This window comes from Mycobacterium sp. FW102-FHT13B02 (assembly GCF_058790275.1).
In genome coordinates, this window is the sequence record NZ_JBYTCM010000009.1 from 201,026 (window position 1) to 219,693 (window position 18,668).

20 protein-coding genes are annotated in these 18,668 nt (G+C 67.1%); 15 read left to right on the top strand and 5 right to left on the bottom strand.

Annotated features, from left to right (window positions below; translation table 11 throughout):
• Position 1: 1 nt before the first annotated feature.
• Both AC3WTE_RS17870 and manB read left to right on the top strand, forming a co-directional pair.
• Entirely contained in the window at positions 2 to 874 is an 873-nt protein-coding gene (locus AC3WTE_RS17870; RefSeq protein WP_492439588.1) for a glycosyltransferase family 2 protein, read from the top strand.
• A 71-nt stretch (positions 875 to 945) separates the two neighbouring features.
• Positions 946 to 2,022, top strand: a complete 1,077-nt coding sequence (gene manB / locus AC3WTE_RS17875) for a mannose-1-phosphate guanylyltransferase (RefSeq protein WP_459370444.1) — start codon at positions 946 to 948, stop codon at positions 2,020 to 2,022.
• Here manB and AC3WTE_RS17880 read toward each other — a convergent pair.
• The 3 genes from AC3WTE_RS17880 to cofD are packed head-to-tail and all read right to left on the bottom strand — an operon-like array spanning position 2,004 to position 4,893.
• Positions 2,004 to 2,549 (bottom strand): NUDIX hydrolase, encoded by a 546-nt coding sequence (locus AC3WTE_RS17880; RefSeq protein ID WP_492439526.1) that lies wholly within the window; start codon positions 2,547 to 2,549, stop codon positions 2,004 to 2,006. The genes manB and AC3WTE_RS17880 overlap by 19 nt on opposite strands.
• The gene (locus AC3WTE_RS17885; protein ID WP_492439528.1) at positions 2,546 to 3,895 is read right to left on the bottom strand and encodes a coenzyme F420-0:L-glutamate ligase; all 1,350 of its coding nucleotides are present in this window, start codon (positions 3,893 to 3,895) and stop codon (positions 2,546 to 2,548) included. Before AC3WTE_RS17885 ends, AC3WTE_RS17880 begins: the two co-directional genes overlap by 4 nt.
• Positions 3,892 to 4,893, bottom strand: a complete 1,002-nt coding sequence (gene cofD / locus AC3WTE_RS17890; RefSeq protein ID WP_492439530.1) for a 2-phospho-L-lactate transferase — start codon at positions 4,891 to 4,893, stop codon at positions 3,892 to 3,894. The genes AC3WTE_RS17885 and cofD overlap by 4 nt, the downstream gene beginning before the upstream one ends.
• Before the next feature lie 579 nt (positions 4,894 to 5,472).
• Between cofD and AC3WTE_RS17895 the strand changes: the two genes are divergently transcribed.
• Positions 5,473 to 5,694, top strand: coding sequence for a WhiB family transcriptional regulator (locus AC3WTE_RS17895; RefSeq protein ID WP_459370443.1), 222 nt, complete (start codon positions 5,473 to 5,475; stop codon positions 5,692 to 5,694).
• A 21-nt stretch (positions 5,695 to 5,715) separates the two neighbouring features.
• Here the strand turns inward: AC3WTE_RS17895 and AC3WTE_RS17900 are convergent, their stop codons facing one another.
• Positions 5,716 to 6,138, bottom strand: a complete 423-nt coding sequence (locus tag AC3WTE_RS17900) for a metallopeptidase family protein (RefSeq protein ID WP_492439590.1) — start codon at positions 6,136 to 6,138, stop codon at positions 5,716 to 5,718.
• Positions 6,139 to 6,257: 119 nt separating this feature from the next.
• Here AC3WTE_RS17900 and AC3WTE_RS17905 point away from each other — a divergent pair, with 119 nt between their 5' ends.
• From AC3WTE_RS17905 to AC3WTE_RS17960, 12 genes are all read left to right on the top strand, one after another.
• Positions 6,258 to 6,689 carry a DUF3499 domain-containing protein gene (locus AC3WTE_RS17905; RefSeq protein WP_492439532.1) on the top strand — a complete coding sequence of 144 codons (432 nt, stop codon included), beginning with the start codon at positions 6,258 to 6,260 and terminating at the stop codon, positions 6,687 to 6,689.
• Positions 6,690 to 6,805: 116 nt separating this feature from the next.
• Positions 6,806 to 8,185, top strand: coding sequence for a phosphomannomutase/phosphoglucomutase (locus AC3WTE_RS17910; RefSeq protein ID WP_492439533.1), 1,380 nt, complete (start codon positions 6,806 to 6,808; stop codon positions 8,183 to 8,185).
• On the top strand, positions 8,182 to 9,273 hold the full coding sequence (locus AC3WTE_RS17915) for a TobH protein (RefSeq protein ID WP_492439535.1): 1,092 nt from the start codon (positions 8,182 to 8,184) through the stop codon (positions 9,271 to 9,273). The genes AC3WTE_RS17910 and AC3WTE_RS17915 overlap by 4 nt, the downstream gene beginning before the upstream one ends.
• A gap of 5 nt (positions 9,274 to 9,278) precedes the next feature.
• The gene (manA, locus tag AC3WTE_RS17920; protein ID WP_492439537.1) at positions 9,279 to 10,505 is read left to right on the top strand and encodes a mannose-6-phosphate isomerase, class I; all 1,227 of its coding nucleotides are present in this window, start codon (positions 9,279 to 9,281) and stop codon (positions 10,503 to 10,505) included.
• 21 nt (positions 10,506 to 10,526) lie between these two features.
• Positions 10,527 to 11,438 (top strand): cation diffusion facilitator family transporter, encoded by a 912-nt coding sequence (locus AC3WTE_RS17925; protein WP_492439538.1) that lies wholly within the window; start codon positions 10,527 to 10,529, stop codon positions 11,436 to 11,438.
• A gap of 116 nt (positions 11,439 to 11,554) precedes the next feature.
• Positions 11,555 to 12,814 carry an alkane 1-monooxygenase gene (locus tag AC3WTE_RS17930; RefSeq protein WP_492439540.1) on the top strand — a complete coding sequence of 420 codons (1,260 nt, stop codon included), beginning with the start codon at positions 11,555 to 11,557 and terminating at the stop codon, positions 12,812 to 12,814.
• 2 nt (positions 12,815 to 12,816) lie between these two features.
• Positions 12,817 to 13,020 (top strand): rubredoxin, encoded by a 204-nt coding sequence (locus AC3WTE_RS17935; RefSeq protein WP_492439541.1) that lies wholly within the window; start codon positions 12,817 to 12,819, stop codon positions 13,018 to 13,020.
• Positions 13,017 to 13,202, top strand: a complete 186-nt coding sequence (locus AC3WTE_RS17940; RefSeq protein ID WP_061004460.1) for a rubredoxin — start codon at positions 13,017 to 13,019, stop codon at positions 13,200 to 13,202. Before AC3WTE_RS17935 ends, AC3WTE_RS17940 begins: the two co-directional genes overlap by 4 nt.
• A 32-nt stretch (positions 13,203 to 13,234) precedes the next feature.
• Entirely contained in the window at positions 13,235 to 13,855 is a 621-nt protein-coding gene (gene alkX / locus AC3WTE_RS17945; protein ID WP_492439592.1) for a TetR family transcriptional regulator AlkX, read from the top strand.
• A 99-nt stretch (positions 13,856 to 13,954) separates the two neighbouring features.
• Entirely contained in the window at positions 13,955 to 15,415 is a 1,461-nt protein-coding gene (gene ahcY / locus AC3WTE_RS17950; protein WP_492439543.1) for an adenosylhomocysteinase, read from the top strand.
• 275 nt (positions 15,416 to 15,690) lie between these two features.
• A complete protein-coding gene (locus tag AC3WTE_RS17955) occupies positions 15,691 to 16,212 on the top strand; it encodes a hypothetical protein (RefSeq protein WP_492439545.1) in 522 nt (173 codons plus the stop codon).
• A 57-nt stretch (positions 16,213 to 16,269) separates the two neighbouring features.
• Positions 16,270 to 18,090: a CocE/NonD family hydrolase gene (locus AC3WTE_RS17960; protein ID WP_492439593.1), complete on the top strand. Its 1,821-nt coding sequence runs from the start codon at positions 16,270 to 16,272 to the stop codon at positions 18,088 to 18,090.
• Positions 18,091 to 18,108: 18 nt separating this feature from the next.
• Here the strand turns inward: AC3WTE_RS17960 and AC3WTE_RS17965 are convergent, their stop codons facing one another.
• Positions 18,109 to 18,408: a hypothetical protein gene (locus tag AC3WTE_RS17965; protein ID WP_492439546.1), complete on the bottom strand. Its 300-nt coding sequence runs from the start codon at positions 18,406 to 18,408 to the stop codon at positions 18,109 to 18,111.
• Positions 18,409 to 18,668 lie beyond the last annotated feature (260 nt).

Genomic DNA, 18,668 nt, shown 5'->3' on the forward strand with positions numbered 1-18,668 from the left:
CGTGGTGACGGTGACCTATTCACCTGGCCCGCATCTGGACCGTTTCCTGAAGACATTGGCGCACGCCACCGAGCGCCGGCTGCTGGTGGTGATGGCCGACAACGGATCGACCGACGGCGCGCCCGAGGCGGCCCTGGAGCGATATGCCGACGTCGAGTTGTTCCGCACGGGCGGCAACCTCGGCTACGGCACCGCGGTCAACCGCGCGGTGGCGGCCTACCTCGACACGCCGGACAGCGTCGTCGACCAGGAGTTCTTCGTGGTGGTCAACCCGGACGTGCAATGGGGGCCGCACAGTATCGACGAGCTGTTCGCCGGTGCGGCGCGCTGGCCGGCCGCGGGTTCGGTGGGGCCGCTGATCCGCGACCCCGACGGTTCGGTCTATCCGTCGGCGCGGCATCAGCCGAGCCTGATCCGCGGCGGCATGCACGCGGTGGTGGGCCCGTTCTGGAAGTCCAACCCGTGGACGGCGGCCTACCGCCAAGACCGGCTGGAGCCCAGCGAACGCGCGGTCGGTTGGTTGTCCGGTTCGTGTTTGTTGTTGCGCACCAAGGCGTTCCGGCAGATCGGCGGGTTCGACGAAAACTACTTCATGTACATGGAGGACGTCGACCTCGGTGACCGGCTGGGGCGCGCGGGCTGGCAGAACGTGTACGTGCCGGCCGCCGAAATCCTGCACGACAAGGGGCATTCCACCGGGCGCGACCCGGCCCGGAATCTGGCCGCGCACCACCGCAGTACCTACACATTCCTCGCGGACCGGCATCCACACTGGTGGCAGGCCCCGCTGCGGTGGACCATCAAGTCGGCCCTGACCGCGCGTGAGCGCGCGGTGGTGGGCAATTCCAGGCGTAAGCGCCGTCGGGCAAACTAGGCTACCTGCGACGACGTTGAGTCATCCTGAAAGGACGCGAGTTGAGTGATCCCGAGCTGAATGCGGCCGCGGTGAATCCGGTTGACGTCGACGCGGTCATCCTGGTGGGTGGGCAGGGCACGCGGCTGCGGCCGCTGACCCTTTCGGCGCCGAAGCCGATGCTCCCGACCGCGGGTGTGCCGTTCCTGGCGCACCTGCTTGCCAGGATCGCGGCCGCGGGCATCCGCCATGTGGTGCTGGGCACCTCGTACAAGGCCGAGGTGTTCGAGCAGGAATTCGGCGACGGTTCCAAGCTGGGCCTGGAGATCGAATACGTCGTGGAGGACGAGGCCCGGGGCACCGGTGGCGGTATCGCCAACGTGGCGCCCAAGCTGCGCCACCCGACTGCCATGGTGTTCAACGGCGACGTGCTATCGGGTCTGGACCTCGGCGCGATGCTGGCCAGCCACCTCGAGCGGCAGGCCGATGTCACGCTGCATCTGGTGCGGGTGAGTGACCCGCGGGCGTTCGGTTGTGTGCCAACCGATTCCGAGGGTGTGGTGACGGCGTTCCTGGAGAAGACCCAGGACCCGCCGACCGATCAGATCAACGCGGGCTGCTACCTGTTCCAGCGTGCGGTGATCGACGAGATCCCCACCGGCCGTGAGGTGTCGGTCGAACGCGAGGTGTTCCCGAAGCTGCTCTCCGACGGCTTCAAGGTGTGCGGCTACGTCGATGCCACCTACTGGCGCGACATGGGTACCCCCGACGACTTCGTCCGCGGCTCAGCGGATCTGGTGCGCGGTATCGCGCCGTCGCCGGTGCTCGACGGGCACCGCGGCGAGAGCCTGGTGCACGAGGGCGCCGCGGTGGCACCCGGCGCACTGTTGATCGGCGGGACCGTGGTGGGCCGCGGCGCCGAGATCGGTGCCGGTGCCCGGCTGGACGGCGCGGTGATCTTCGACGGCGTGAAGATCGAGGCCGGGTCGGTGATCGAGCGGTCCATCGTGGGGTTCGGCGCCCGGATCGGCCCGCGGGCGCTGATCCGCGACGGCGTGATCGGCGACGGTGCCAACATCGGCGCCCGCTGCGAGCTGCTGCGCGGCGCACGGGTGTGGCCGGGTGTCACCATCCCGGACGGCGGAATTCGTTACTCGACGGACGTCTGAGCGGCCCGCGCGAGCCGTTCCAGACCGGGGTCCGGGCCCGGCAGGGCGTCCAGCGGCCACCATCGCAGATCCAGGGATTCGTCGCTGCAATGGATTTCGGCGTGCTCCGGCGCGACAGCCAGATATTGCACGTCGAGGTGCCGGGTCGGCACGCCCAGTGAGCATGTCAGGGCGTGGACGTGCAGCGCGGCAGGCGCCTGCGCGATCCACAGTCCGGTGATGCCGGATTCCTCGGTGGCCTCGCGCAGCGCGGCGGCCCGGATGTCGGTGTCGACGTCTTCGCAGTGGCCGCCGAGTTGCACCCAGCGGCCCAAGCGCGGGTGCAGGGTGAGCAGGGCCCTGGTCCGGGTGTGGTCGAGCACGAGCGCCGACGCGGTGATGTGCCCGGGCTCGCACGCGCGCCGGCAGGCGTCGGGGCGGGCTGCGACGAATGCCGCGACGGCGTGCCGCAGGCTGTCCTGATCGGCGTCGGGCGCCGGCCAGTTTCGTAGCGTCTCGACCACCGAGGCATGCAGGGAGTCGCTCATCGGCGGATCAGTAGTTCGTCCGTCGCCACCGGCTGTCGCGGCTGACGTGGTTCGCCGGTCTCGAGGTGGTGGCCGATGGCGATGGCGCCCAACGGTTCCCAGTCGCCCGGCAGGTCGAGCTCGGCGCGCACGATGTCGGCGGCGAAGATCGTCGAACCGATCCAGCAGCTTCCGACATCGCGGGCCGCCAGGGCCACCAGTAGCCCCTGGACCGCCGCGCCCACCGCGACGGTGAACATGGTGTGCTCGGCGTCGGTGCGGGCCACGTCCGGATAGCTGTGCGCGCCGTCGGGCACCAGGAACGGGATGACGAGTTCCGGTGCGTCGTAGAGGATTTGACCGCGGCCGACACGCCGGTCGACGGAGTCGGCCGCACGCCCATCGGAGGTGAGGTCGGTGCGCCACTTGTCTTTCATGCGGTCCAGCAACCGGATTCGCGTGTCGTGGTTCTGCACCCAGACGAAGCGGACCGGGCGCGTGTGGTGTGGCGCGGGCGCCGTGAGGGCCTCGGCGACGGATTCCTCGATGAGTTCCGGTGCCACCGGCTCGGCGCTGAAGGTACGCACCGAACGGCGCATCAGCTGAGCCTGCCTGCGGCCCAATGCCAGTGCTTCCTCGGTGCCCAGCCAGAACAGGTCCTCCTGGCCGGCGCGCACCAGGGTCCGGCCGTTCGAACCGTCGTCGCGCGGTGACAGGCCACGCACCACGGCGACCGGGATGCCGGTCAGCTTGCCCTTGACCAGATCGGCGGCGGCCGCGATCTCGTCGGCGATGGCGACCTCGGTCACCAGCAGTTCATTGCCGTGGGTGTCCTGGACCCCCGAATACCCGTGCAGTACAGCCAGGCCGGCCGCGCCGATGGCGGCATCGATCTGCCCGTTGCGCCAGGCCCGGCCCATGGTGTCGGTGATGACGACGGCGACGCGCACACCGAGCCGCTCGGCCAGGCCGGCGCGCAACCGGGCCGCGCTGCCGTCGGGATCGACCGGCAGCAGGGCCAATTCGGTTGTGCTGACATTGGATCCGTCCACACCCGCGGCGGCCTGGACCAATCCGATGGCGTTCTCGGTGATCAGGGTGCGGCCCTTGCGGGCCAACACACGCACGGCCTCGTCATCGATCAGCCTGCGCCGCAGCGCGTCCCGTTCGTCGGGGTCGGTCGGCGCCGCGACGATCCGGCCCTCGGATTTGGAGAGCACCTTGCTGGTGACCACGAGCACGTCGTCGTCACGCAGCCAGGGGGCGGCGGTGGCGATGGCGGCGGCCACGTCGTCACCGGGACGGAACTCGGGAAGCCCCGGCACCGGAAGGATTTCGATGGCGGCCGCGGCCCCATGCTCTGTCACAACGAGATCCCGGCTAGTTGCAGTCCCGCGCGGACCATCTCGGCCGTGGCGGCGGGGTCGGTCATCAGTAGCGGCACGGCTTCGACGTTGACGCCCTCGATCTCGGCGTGGTCCCCGGCGTCGATCAGCCAGCCGTCCAGGATGCCGGTCCCGCTGCGAGCGCCGTAGTGCGCGCCCACGGCTTCCGAGGTGCTGTCGACACCGATCACCTTGAGGCAGTCATCGGCCATCCCGCGCAACGGCTTTCCGGCGACGATCGGGGAGTATCCGATCACCGGCGCCGGGGTGGACCGCAGCGCGCTGCGCAGACCCGGCACGGCGAGGATCGCGCCGATGCTGACGACGGGATTGGAGGGCGCCAGCAACACCACGTCGGCGCCCGCGATGGCGTCGGCGACTCCCGGTGCGGCTTTTGCCTTCTCGGTGCCGATGAACGCGAAGCTGTGGGTGGGGATCTGCGCGCGGTAGCGAACCCACCATTCCTGGAAGTGGATGGCGCGCTGATTGCCGGATTCGGGATCGGTTACGACCACGTGCGTTTCACTGCGGTCGTCGCTGGCGGGCAGCAGCCGCGCCCCGGGCTGCCAGCGGTCGCACAACGCCTCGGTCACCTGGGACAGCGGATAACCGGCCCGCAGCATCTGGCTGCGCACCAGGTGGGTGGCCAGGTCGCGGTCGCCGAGTCCGAACCAGTCCGGCTGCACGCCGTACGCGGCCAGCTCTTCCTTGGCGTGCCAGGTCTCGTCGCGGTGGCCCCAGCCGCGCGCGGGATCGATGCCACCGCCGAGGGTGTACATGCAGGTGTCCAGGTCGGGGCAGATGCGGACGCCGTACATCCAGGCGTCGTCACCGACGTTGACGATCGCGGTGAGTTCATGGGGGGAGGCGGTCGAGGAGTTCATGCCGGGGTCGGCGAATTGCCCCAACCCCAGCAGCTTCTGGACGCCGAGCAGAAAACGGGCGCCGCCGACGCCACCGACCAGAACCGTCACCTTCACGTCGACTCACCCTAGGCGATGGCGCCCGGGTGAAATGACGCGCCCGGAAGACAATTTGGCGCGCAGCAAACTTTAAACCTCAGGATTCACTTGAGTAACAGGCGTATCTGCAACCAATGTGGCCAACTGTGTTGTGTAACAGCGTGTTATTGGTCACTATCGCGACACGCCGCGGTAACGACGCGCCGTAATCAGGTCACAGGATGGTAGGAAATGCGCTTCATCCGCTTGACCGTGGCAGCTAACCCGTGTGTAATCACACCAGTGTCATTCCCGGTTTGTTTACCGGTTCCGGTGCAGCAGACCGAGTTTCGACCGTTTGTTCGAATATTGGTCGCCACTCACGGCACGCAGGGCAAGTAGTTGGACTCCGTATATGAGAACTACGTAAAGCAGGGGAGGAGGCGGCAAATGTCTTACGAACACGCAGATTTCGATCATGTCGTTCCATTCGACGGGCGGATGCTCGGCTCTATTGGGACCGCACCGCACACGAACACCGGGCCTGTCCAGCAAGTCGTCGCCGGACGGCCGCAGCTGAGTCTGGTGCCCGAGCACATCGACACCGAGCCCGAGCTCATGGAAGACCAGTGGCAGGAGCGTGCCCTGTGCGCGCAAACCGACCCCGAGGCGTTCTTCCCCGAGAAGGGTGGCTCGACCCGGGAAGCCAAGCGCATCTGCCTGGGCTGCGAGGTGCGCGACGCGTGCCTCGAGTACGCCTTGGCGCACGACGAGCGCTTCGGCATCTGGGGCGGTCTGTCGGAGCGTGAGCGCCGGCGGATCAAGCGCGGCGTCATCTGACGCACCGCCGTCGGATCCGGCCTAGTCGTCCAGGATGGTCGGGTCGATAACCGACGGCTCAACGCCGAGATAGGTGGCTACCTGCGCCACCAGAATTTCGTGCAGCAGGTCGGCGAGGTCAACGGAGTCCTTCGCCCGCCGCTCAATGGGCTTGCGGAACAAAAGAATTCGCGCCCGCGTCGAATTACCCCGAACATCCACCCCGGCCGGGATGAGCCGCGCCAGCGCCACCGGCCCGTCGGCGATCACTTCGGGCGGCCACTGGATCGCATCCGGATCCTTGGGAGAGATCCGTGGGATCTCGTCGACCGCGACATCGAGTCCGGACACCCGATTGCTCCAGCGGCGTTCGATCGGTTCGTAGGCCTCCAGCACCGCCATGTCGAATCGCTCGGCGCGACTGCGCCATCCGGGAACGGTCGGGGGGAGGAGCGGGCCGCGCATGCCGCGACGGCGGCGCACACGCGAGTGGGCCATCGGCCGATAGTAACGGTTGGAGATCGACGTGCCCGTGACGCGCGTGTCCGGCGGTGGGCGCGTCGGCGGCGCGATAATCTCGCCGAGTGAATGTTCCCCGTCGCTGCTGCCGGCCAGGTTGCCCGCACTACGCCGTGGCGACGCTGACGTTTGTCTACTCGGATTCCACGGCAGTCGTAGGTCCGTTGGCCACCGCGTCGGAGCCGCATTCGTGGGACCTGTGCGTATCGCACGCCAGCCGCATCACCGCGCCCCGGGGGTGGGAGCTGGTCCGCCACGCCGGTCCGCTGCCCACGCCCTCTGACGACGACGACCTCGTCGCACTCGCCGACGCCGTGCGCGAAGGCCGCGATTCGCCGTCTCGCGGAGGCATCCCAACAGGATTCACCGATCCGTTGCCCGGCGGCCACGCCGGAGCCCACGGCGGCGCGGTCATGGCACCGCCGGTCCCACGCACGCAGCAGAACGGGCGTCGGCGCGGGCATCTGCGGGTGTTGCCCGACCCACCTGAGGGTTAGCGACACAACTCCTGCCGGAACCCCACCGACCGTCCCCGGGCAGAAGAGCCAGCCGATAGGCTGACTCCAACAGGCCCGGCATGCAGTGGTCTGCGAACGATGAGATCGGGAGGGCTATGTCTCGGCCTGCTGCTTCTGTACAGCGCGTCATCAAGGCATATGACGTACGCGGGCTGGTCGGCGAGGAGATCGACGAGTCGTTCGTCGCCGACGTCGGCGGGGCATTTGCCCGGTTGATGCGCGCTGAGGGCGCCACCCGCGTGGCGATCGGTTACGACATGCGGCCCAGCTCACCGTCATTGGCCACGGCGTTCGCGGGCGGGGTCACCGCGCAGGGTCTGGACGTGGTCCGGATCGGGCTGGCGTCCACCGATCAGCTCTACTTCGCCTCGGGTCTGCTGGATTGCCCGGGCGCCATGTTCACGGCGAGCCACAACCCGGCCGCCTACAACGGCATCAAGTTGTGCCGCGCCGGTGCGAAGCCCGTCGGCAAAGAAACAGGGCTAGCCACCGTCGCCAGCGAGGTCACGGACGGCGTGCCCGGGTATGACGGCGCCACCGGCACGGTCGAGGAGCGCGACGTGCTCGACGAATACGGCGCCTTCCTGCGTTCGCTGGTCGACGTGTCGGCGCTGCGCCCGCTGCGGGTCTCGGTCGACGCCGGAAACGGTATGGGCGGGCACACCACCCCGGCCGTGCTGGGCTCGGTCGAGTCGATCACCTTGCTGCCGTTGTACTTCGAGCTGGACGGCACGTTCCCCAACCACGAGGCCAACCCGCTGGATCCGGCCAACTTGGTGGATCTGCAGAAGCATGTCGTCGCGAACGGTGCGGACATCGGCCTGGCCTTCGACGGCGACGCCGACCGCTGCTTCGTGGTCGACGAGAAGGGTGAGCCGATATCGCCCTCGGCCGTGACGGCGCTGGTCGCCGATCGCGAGCTGGCCCGTGAGTCCGGCGCGACCGTCATCCACAACCTGATCACCTCGCGCGCGGTGCCCGAGCTGATCGCCGAGCGCGGCGGCAAGGCGGTGCGCTCGCGCGTCGGCCACTCGTACATCAAGGCGCTGATGGCCGAAACCAACGCGATCTTCGGCGGTGAGCATTCGGCGCACTACTACTTCCGCGATTTCTGGGGTGCCGACTCCGGCATGCTCGCCGCGCTGCACGTGCTGGCCGCACTCGGGGAGCAGGATCGCCCGCTGTCTGAGCTGATGGCCAAGTACCAGCGGTACGAGGCGTCGGGCGAGATCAACTTCACCGTCGCCGACGCCCCGGCGTGCGTGCAGGCGGTCATCGCGTCGTACGGCAGCGAGATCGCCTCGACCGACGAACTCGACGGCGTGACCGTCGACCTCGGTGGCGGGCGCTGGTTCAATCTGCGCACCTCCAACACCGAGCCGTTGTTGCGGCTCAACGTCGAATCGCGTACCCGCGAGGAAGTCGACCAGATCGTCGAACACATTGCGGCGCAGATCAGGGCGTCGACCCCATGAGTGCCGCCCCGGCGACCCTGGACCTCGACGACGTCGACGGTCTGATCGCCGCCGACCGCGACGGCCTGCTGCGGGCGGCGTCGATGGCCGGCGCACAGACCCGCGCGGTCGCCGCGGCGCTCACTGAAGGCGAACTCGACGAGCTGCGTTCCGATCAACGTCCGCGCACCGTCACCTGGGTGTGCGGGCGCGGCGCATCTGGAGCGTCCGGTGCGGCGGGCACCGTGCTTGCCGCGGCGCTGGGGGCGACGTCGGCGATCCCGCTCGTGGTCACCCCGGACGTGCCGCCGTGGATCGGCGCGCTGGATGTCGTGGTGGTGGCCGGTGACGACCCGGCCGACCCGGCGCTGGTGACCGCGGTCGCAACCGGGGTACGCCGCGGTGCGCGGGTGATCGTGGTGGCGCCGGACGTTGGTCCGTTGCGGGATGCCGCGGCCGGCCGCGCGGTGGTGCTGCCACCGCGGCTGGGGGTGCCCGACGACTTCGGTCTCACCCGCTACCTGGCCGCGGGGCTCGCCACGATGATGGTCGTCGACCCGGCACTGCGCATCGACCTGGACGCCCTCGCCGACGAGCTGGACGCCGAGGCCCTGCGCAACAGCGCGGCCCGCGAGCTTTTCACCAACCCGGCCAAGAACCTCGCCGAGCGGATATCGGGCCGGCAGGTGGTGCTCGCCGGTGAGGGCGCGGCCATGCTGGCTCTGGTCCGCCACGCTGCGACGGTGCTGCTGCGCGTGGCGCATCAACTCGTGACTGCGACCGGTGGGGCCGACGCCCTGGTGGCCTTGCACGGTGGACTCGGCCGGCAGACCGTCGAAATGTCTTACGAAGACGCACTTTTCCACGACCCCGAGATCGACGGGCCCGTGCCGGCCCGGGTTCGCACCGTGGTGCTGTGTGCCGATGAGGAGCGCCCCGGCGTGATCGCCCGGATGGACGCCCTCGGTGGTGACGTCGACGTGCTCAGCGCGGACGACGTGCCGGATGCGGGGCTGCAGGTACCGGGTAGCCGTTTGGAACAACAGATCGCGATGCTGGCGGTACGGCTGGAGATGACGGCCGTGTACCTGAAACTGGTTCGAGGTTAGACAAAGTGCATCTGTTACGAGGCGCCGTCAGGAACTATGCCTGGGGGTCGCGTACCGCCCTGGCCGATTTCGCCGGAAGGCCCAGTCCGACAGCGCATCCCGAGGCCGAACTGTGGCTGGGTGCGCACCCCGGCGACCCGGCGCAAGTGGAGACGCCCCAGGGGGAGGCGTCGCTGCTCGAGGTCATCCGGGCCGATCCCGACGGTGAGTTGGGGCCCGAGGTCCGCGCCCGGTTCGGTGAGGTGCTGCCGTTCCTGGCGAAGGTGCTGGCCGCCGACGAACCGTTGTCGCTGCAGGCGCACCCGAGTGCCGAGCAGGCCGCCGAGGGCTTCAACCGTGAAGAGCGCCAAGGCATTGCCGTCAATGCGCGCAACCGCAATTACCGGGACCGCAGCCACAAGCCCGAGTTGATCGTGGCCCTCGGCCCGTTCGAGGCGCTCGCCGGCTTCCGGCCCGTGGTGCGCACCGTCGAATTGATGAGGGCGCTGGCGGTGTCCGATCTCGATCCGTACATCAACCTGCTGGCCGGCCAGTCGGACGCGGCCGGGCTGCGGGCCGTGTTCACCACCTGGATCACGTTGCCGCAGCCTGATCTGGACGTGCTGGTGCCTGCCACGCTCGACGGTGCGGTGAACTACATCCGCTCCGGGGCAACCGAATTCGCGACCGAGGTCAAGACCGTACTGGAACTCGGCGAGCGCTACCCGGGTGATGCCGGGGTGCTGGCGGCCATACTCCTGAACCGCATCAGCCTGGTCGCCGGGGAGGGCATCTACATGCCGGCAGGCAACCTGCACGCCTATCTGCACGGCCTGGGGTTCGAGGTGATGGCGAACTCCGACAACGTGTTACGCGGTGGTCTGACGCCCAAGCACGTGGACGTGCCCGAACTGCTCCGGGTGCTCGATTTCACCCCGACGGACGGACGGCCGGTCCATCCGCGGCCGACCGATGGTGGCGTCGAGGAAGTTTTCGACACCCCCGCTTCGGAATTCGCGGTCTCGATCCTGCGGATCGACGGCGATCGATTGGGCGGCGAGGTCGAGGTACCCAACGGGCATGCCGGCCCGCAGATTCTGCTGGGCACGCAGGGCCGGGTGCAGGTGCATTCCGCGGGCGGCGAGCTGACCCTGAACAAGGGCGCCGCCGCCTGGATCGCAGCCGGGGAAGGGCCCGTGCGGCTGGTGGCCGACGAACCGTCGACGGTGTTCCGCGCGACGGTCGGGATCTAGAAATCTACGAAAGGGCAGGTCATGTCGGCCTCGGGGAGTGCGCGCGCGATCGTCGCGGCGCTGTTGGCCAATGCCGGGATCGCGGCGGCGAAGTTCGTCGGCTTTCTGGTCACGGGCAGTTCGTCGATGCTCGCGGAGTCGGTGCACTCGCTGGCGGACACGTCCAACCAGGGATTGCTGCTGTGGGGGCAGCGGCAGGCGCGCAAGGACGCCGACCATCTGCATCCCTTCGGCTACGGCCGTAGCCGCTACTTCTATTCGTTCGTCGTCGCGCTGGTCCTGTTCAGCCTGGGCGCGATGTTCGCGCTGTACGAGGGCTATCACAAGATCACCCACCCCGAGCCGCTGTCGTCACCCGTCGTCGCCGTCGCGATCCTGGTCGTGGCCGTCGGCCTCGAGGGCTACAGCTTCTACACCGCGCTGAAGGAATCGCGTCCGCTCAAGGGAGCCGGCAGCTGGTGGCGGTTCATCCGGACCTCGCGTAACCCGGAGCTGCCGGTGGTACTGCTGGAGGACAGCGGCGCTCTGATCGGTCTGGTGCTGGCCCTGGGCGGCGTCGGCCTGTCGATGCTGACGGGTGACCCGGTGTGGGACGGCATCGGTACCGCGGCCATCGGTGTGCTGCTCGGTGTCATCGCGGTGGTCCTGATGGTCGAGATGAAGAGCCTGCTGATCGGGGAGGGCGCGACCGTCGACGAGACCGGCGCCATCCGCGCCGCACTGGAGCAGACGGCGCACGTCGACCGCGTCATCCATCTGCGCACCCAGTACCTGGGGCCGGAGGAGATGCTCGTCGGCGTGAAGATCGCGCTGGCCCCGAAGACCGACCTGGCGACCGTCGCCGCGACGATCGATGCCGCCGAGTTCGCGATCCGGGCCGCCGTGCCGAACGCCCGCATCATCTACATCGAGCCCGACCTCTACCGCGGCTGACCGGTGACGGCTGCCACAAGCCGTTTTACAAAATTGCCTCTGGTGTCTAGACCGGCGACAAATTGCGGTCTATAGTCAAGGTCGCAACTAGTCGGCGAACCAATGGAGGTGGACCCGTGTCAGTCGAGGTATCCGACGTCAACGCCCCGCAGTGGCGGGATCGCAAGCGTCATCTATGGCTCATGGGCCTGATCGCGCCCACGGCGCTGTTCGTGATGCTCCCGCTGATCTGGGCGCTGAACCAGGCAGGTTGGCACGCGGCGGCGCAGGTGCCGTTGTGGATCGGTCCCGGTCTGCTCTACGTGCTGCTGCCGATCCTCGATCTGAAGTTCGGGCCCGACGGGGAGAACCCGCCCGACGAGATGATGGAGCAGTTGGCGAATGACAAGTACTACCGCTACTGCACGTACGCCTACATCCCCTTCCAGTACGCCAGCGTCATCCTCGGTGCGTACCTGTTCACCGCCAAGGACCTGAGCTGGCTCGGCTTCGAGGGCGGGCTGGCCTGGTGGGCCAAGCTCGGCGTCGCGCTGTCGGTCGGCGTGCTGGGTGGTGTCGGTATCAACACCGCGCACGAGATGGGGCACAAGAAGGAGAATCTGGAGCGCTGGCTGGCCAAGATCACGCTGGCGCAGACGTTCTACGGCCACTTCTACATCGAGCACAACCGCGGCCACCACGTCCGCGTCGCCACCCCGGAGGACCCCGCCTCGGCCCGCTTCGGTGAGAACTTCTGGGAGTTCCTGCCGCGCACGGTGTGGGGCGCCCTGAAATCCTCCCTCGAGCTCGAAGCCCAGCGCATCCGTCGCCTCGGATGCAGCCCGTGGGATCCCCGCACCTACCTCAAGAACGACGTCCTCAACGCGTGGCTCATGTCGCTGGTGTTCTTCGGCATCCTGATCGCGGTGTTCGGCCCGGCGCTCATCCCGTTCGTCCTCATCCAGGGCATCTACGGATTCAGCCTGCTCGAGTCGGTGAACTACCTGGAGCACTACGGTCTGCTGCGGCAGAAGACCGAGAGTGGCCGCTACGAGCGCTGCGCCCCGGTGCACAGCTGGAACTCCGACCACATCGTCACCAACCTGTTCCTCTATCACCTGCAGCGCCACAGTGACCACCACGCCAACCCGACGCGGCGCTACCAGACCCTGCGCAGCATCGACGGCGCGCCGAACCTGCCCAGCGGCTACGCCACCCTGATCGGTCTGACCTACATCCCGCCGCTGTGGCGCCGGATGATGGACCACCGGGTCATCGAGCACTACGACGGCGACATGACCAGGGTCAACGTCCACCCGCGGGTGCGCGACAAGGTGATGGCCAAGTACGGAGCAGGTGTCGGCGATGAGCGCTCGCGCGCAGAGCAGGTGGCTTGAGTATGAGCGCGTACGTCTGCCCGGGCTGTAGTTATGTCTATGACGAGGCCAAAGGGGCACCGCGCGAAGGATTTCCGGCCGGCACGGCGTGGGACGATATCCCCGACGACTGGTGCTGCCCGGACTGCGCCGTCCTCGAGAAGGTCGATTTCGAGGCCAGGGCGAGCGAAGCGACGGGAAATGACGGAGTAGGAGTGAGTTCATGAGCGAGCCGTTCAAGAAGTTCGTCTGCCTGCAGTGCGGCTTCGAGTACGACGAAGAGAAGGGCTGGCCGGAAGACGGCATCGCCCCGGGCACCCGCTGGGCCGACATCCCCGAGGACTGGAGCTGCCCGGACTGCGGCGCCGCCAAGGCCGACTTCGAAATGGTGGAGGTCGTGGCGTCGTGACCGCTGCGGCCGCAGTACCGGACGGACCCGAGGTGCCGCGCCCCGCGGCACCTCGGGTGCCGTACGCCGAGGCCTCGCGGGTCCTGCTGCGGCACTCGATCCTGGACGGCATGCGAGAGCTGTTGCTGGCCAAGGACTGGTCGTCGATCACGCTGTCGGATGTCGCCCGCGCTGCCGGGATCAGCCGGCAGACCATCTACAACGAATTCGGTTCACGGCAGGGGCTGGCCGAGGGCTACGCGATGCGCCTCGCCGACCGCCTGGTCGACGCCGTCGAGCACGCCATCTATGCCAACGTCGGTGACATTCATGCGGCGTTCCTGCAGGGCTTCCGGACGTTCTTCACCGAATCGGCGTCCGACCCGCTGGTCATCTCGTTGCTGACCGGTGTCGCAAAGCCGGACCTGCTGCAGATCATCACCACCGACAGCGCGCCGATCATCTCGCACTGCTCGCAGCGCCTTACCGAGGCTTTCTGCGGCAGTTGGGTGCAGATTTCCGACGAAGATGCCGGGGTGCTGGCTCGCGCGATCGTCCGGCTGGCGATCAGTTACGTGTCAATGCCGCCGGAAGCGGACCACGATGTGGCCGCTGACCTGGCCCGGCTCATGACGCCGTTCGCGGACCGTTACGGTAGTAGAGACACCCCGTAGCCGTCAGCGCGCCATTCGAGAAGATTTCTTGGCGCCTGTCCCGCGAGCCCGCAGGCCATGGGGTCACTTCAGTGGAACGAATGAATGGGGCTCTAATCCATGACGGAATTGAAGGCAGACGTCCGTAACGGCATCGACTACAAGGTTGCCGACCTGTCCGAGGCCGAGTTCGGCCGCAAGGAGATTCGCCTCGCCGAGCACGAGATGCCCGGCCTGATGGCGCTGCGCCGTGAGTACCACGATGTCCAGCCGCTCAAGGGTGCGCGCATCTCCGGCTCGCTGCACATGACCGTGCAGACCGCGGTGTTGATCGAGACGCTGACCGCTCTGGGCGCTGAAGTGCGCTGGGCGTCGTGCAACATCTTCTCCACCCAGGACCACGCGGCCGCGGCCGTCGTCGTCGGCCCGCACGGCACCGTCGAGGAGCCCAAGGGCACCCCCGTCTTCGCCTGGAAGGGCGAGACGCTGGAGGAGTACTGGTGGGCCGCCGAGCAGATGCTCACCTGGGACGGCGAGCCCTGCAACATGATCCTCGATGACGGTGGCGACGCCACCATGCTCGTGCTGCGCGGCGCGCAGTGGGAGAAGGCGGGCGTCGTGCCTCCGGCCGAGGAAGACGACTCGGCCGAATGGAAGGTTTTCCTGGAGCTGGTTCGCAGCGGCTTCGAGAACGACAAGACCAAGTGGACCAAGATCGCGGAGTCGGTCAAGGGTGTCACCGAGGAGACCACCACGGGCGTGCTGCGCCTGTACCAGTTCGCCGCTGCCGGTGAACTGGCGTTCCCGGCCATCAATGTCAACGACTCGGTCACCAAGAGCAAGTTCGACAACAAGTACGGCACCCGCCATTCGCTGATCGACGGCATCAACCGCGGCACCGATGTGCTGATCGGTGGCAAGAAGGTGCTGATCTGTGGTTACGGCGACGTCGGCAAGGGCTGCGCCGAGTCGCTCGCCGGCCAGGGCGCCCGCGTGCAGGTCACCGAGATCGACCCGATCAACGCGCTGCAGGCGCTGATGGACGGGTTCGACGTCGTGACCGTTGAGGAGGCAATCGGCAACGCCGACATCGTCGTCACCTCGACGGGCAACAAGGACATCATCCTGCTCGAGCACATGAAGGCCATGAAGGACAAGGCCATCCTGGGCAACATCGGCCACTTCGACAACGAGATCGACATGGCTGCCCTGGAGAAGTCGGGCGCCACCAAGCTGAACATCAAGCCGCAGGTGGATCTGTGGACCTTCGGCGACACCGGCAAGTCGATCATCGTGCTGTCCGAGGGCCGTCTGCTCAACCTGGGCAACGCCACCGGCCACCCGTCGTTCGTGATGTCGAACTCGTTCTCCAACCAGGTCATCGCTCAGATCGAGCTGTGGACCAAGAACGACGAGTACGACAACGAGGTCTACCGCCTTGCCAAGCACCTCGACGAGAAGGTCGCGCGCATCCACGTCGAGGCTCTCGGCGGCACGCTGACCAAGCTCAGCAAGGAACAGGCCGAGTACATCGGCGTCGACGTCGACGGCCCGTACAAGCCGGAGCACTACCGCTACTGAGTCCGTTTGCGCTTCTCGCGCGAGCACACGCGAAAACCCCCTTTTCCCTCGGGAATCGGGGGTTTTTGCTTGTTCGTGCAGGGCCGTGGGACGTTCGAACCGGCACATCTGGGTGAATTAGCTGATGGCAACGGTTGGAGCCTGCCTAATGGGCTAGATCGAAATTGCGGGTCGCACGGCACATTTTTCGTGTTTGCTGAAAGATCCGCTGGCGATTCGGATATCAGCGGTAGAATTTCTGCATACCAGGGCACCCTCGTGAACGGATGTCGGCCATGCGGAAGAACCGATGGGGAACAGTCATTGCGTTGCTGGCTGTGGTCGGGGCGGCGTCGACCGGCTGTGACAGCATCAACCTCGGCAGCCTGGACGTCTTCGGCACTGCTTCGCAGACGGTGAAGAGCCCGCCAATTCCGCCTCAGATGGTTCGGCACGATATGCAGCAATTGATCTGGCGGTTCCCGCAATTGCGCAAGCCCGACGAAGCGGTGTGGGTCAGCTGGAACAACAGCGGCGATCCCAGCCAGGCCGGCAAGGTGAACTGGATCGACGCGGTGATCAAACTGTCGCCTGCCGAGACCTCTCGGCTGTTGGCGGAGTACCACCCGGTCGCCACCGACCGGCAACCGACGGTGCAGAAGGTCCTGCAATCGGAGTTGCCGGACGGTCCATACCTGGCTGGTCCTGAGCTGAACAAGCTGTTCTCCAGCCCAACCATGTCCACCCAGGCGTTCCTCGACCGAGACCACAACATCCTGGTGCTGACGACGACGTCAGGTGGACGCGTCCTGCCGTAACCGCCAGGTTCGGCGAGGTACTAGCGTGGGAGCGTGCGTGCGCTGATCCGCCTGACGGTGTTCACGGTGGTGCTGGCCCTGCTGGCTGCCTGCGGTGCGGACCGCCCGCCCGGCTCTCCATTTCCTGCTGCAGCGGGTCGGGGCTCGTGCGCCGTCGATACCGAACGCGATGTCGGCGCGTCCATGCGCGACGGTGTCGTGCTGCGCGCTGATGTCTATCGCCCGCGCACCTCCGACCCCGTGCCGGTGCTGCTGATGCGCACTCAGTACGGCAAGTCCGGGGCGCAGACGTCGCCCGACCGGTACCAGCCACCCGACTGGTTCGCTTCGCATTGTTATCTCGTTGTGGTGCAGGATGTTCGGGGCCAGGGGAGTTCCGGCGGGGTGTTCAGTGAGTTCACCAACGACATGGCCGACGGTTACGACACCGTCGAGTGGGCCGCCGGTCTGCCGGGGGCGAACGGCAAGGTCGCCATGTACGGATCGTCGTATGTCGGTGCGACGCAATGGCTTGCAGCGGTGACGGCCCCGCCGCATCTGGTCACGATCGCGCCGGCCAATACGGCGTCCGACTACTACGACGGTTGGACCTACGAGGGCGGCGAGTTCCGCCTGGCATTCGTACAGCCGTGGGCCATCGAGTCGATCGCGCTCAGTGCCGCCGAGAACCGTCGGGATGCCGAAGCGCAGCGGCTGTTGCGGGACGCGGCAGCCGATCCGACGCGGTGGTTGAATTTCCGCCCGCAGCAGGACCTTCCGCCGATGCAGCCCCACAATCCGGCGGTGGCGCCGTGGTACTTCGACTGGGTCCGGCACAACACGCGCGACGCCTTCTGGCAGCAGCTCAGCATCCGTGATCGGTATCCGGCGGTACGAATTCCGGTGCTGCACTTCGAGGGTTGGTACGACGCCTTCCTGGCCGGCGGCGTAGAGAACTTCGCCGGGATGGTGGCTCACGGCGGCAACGACTTTGCGCGTGCGAACCAACGTTTGGTGATCGGGCCCTGGGATCACGTCGCGTGGGGGCGTCCCGATTCCGAGCCCGCGCCGATGCTCAAAGACATTGGGGCGGTAGGTAACAGCCCCATCAATGAGCTGATGCTGGCTTGGTTCGACCACTTCTTGAAGGGCGTCGACAACGGTGTGGCGGGCAAGCCGCGCGTCGACTACTTCGCCATGGGTGCCAACACCTGGAAGACCGCCACCAATTGGCCCCTGCCGCAGACGCAATGGATCAACTACTACCTGTCCGGGGCCGGGGGCATCGCAGACCGCGGCGGCAAGCTGTTGCCGGTGTTGCCGGCGGCGCAGCCTCCCGACACCTACACCTATGACCCGCTGAATCCGGCACCGAGTGTGGGCGGGCATTCCTGTTGCGGTGCGAAGTCCGGTCCACAGGGTCCCTATGACCAGACGCCGGTGGAGCAGCGTTCCGATGTGCTGGTCTACACGGGCGATCCGGTGGCCCAAGACGCCGAGATCACCGGGCCGTCCACCGTGACGCTGTGGGCCCAATCCTCGGCCGTGGATACCGATTTCACGGCAAAGCTGGTGGTCGTCAAGCCCGACGGCACCGCCGTCAACCTCAACAACGGGATTGTGCGGGCGTCGTTCCGGGATTCGCTGTCGGCGCCCACGCCGATCGTGCCCGGGCAGCCGTACCAGTACCACATCCAAATCTGGCCCACCAGTTACCAACTCAGTGCGGGGGACCGGGTGCGGCTCGAGATCTCCAGCAGCGACTACCCGCAGTTTGCACCCAACCCGAACACCGGGGCGCCGTTCGGCCGCGACGCCGCGACTGTCGTGGCGACGCAGACCATCCTGCACGATCCGGCGCATCCGTCATCGATCACGTTGCCGGTGATCGCGAACTGAAAGCCGTTATTTTCTCGGCTATTTGGTGCAATCCAGTGACACCGTGATGGTCCGCCGCACCACGATGGGGACAACGACGTCGCGGCCGTGGCCGTTGTCAACGCGAATGAGCCTCGTCTCCTCCTGCGGGTTACGGATGCTGGTAACCACACACCGATCCATCGGCGCGGCGCCCACCCGGTCGACGTTGACATGGAATCCCTCGGCCTCCAACCGGCCGATCGTGACGATCGCAGGCTCTGCTGCCGCCGGCGCGGCGGGGGACAGGATGGCACCAGTTGCGGTGAGAGCTATGAGAGTCATCAATGCAGTACGCATCTCAGGGTCCTTCCGGTCCTATACCCAATGACACGTAGGAGCGGTGGTAAGCGTTCGATTGTGTCCTGAACGGTTTATCGATGTGTCGGGCGTTTTCGTGACAGGTGTCGGATCTCGGTGTCTTGCGTCAAGAAATTGGCAGGATTTGTGGGTTCCGCGAGTTTAGGTAGGCCTGTTTGGGAGTGCGGTCGGCGAGGGCTTGGTGGGATTTTCGTTCGTCGTGACCGCACCATCGCGAAACCTCTTCTGGCTGGGATTCT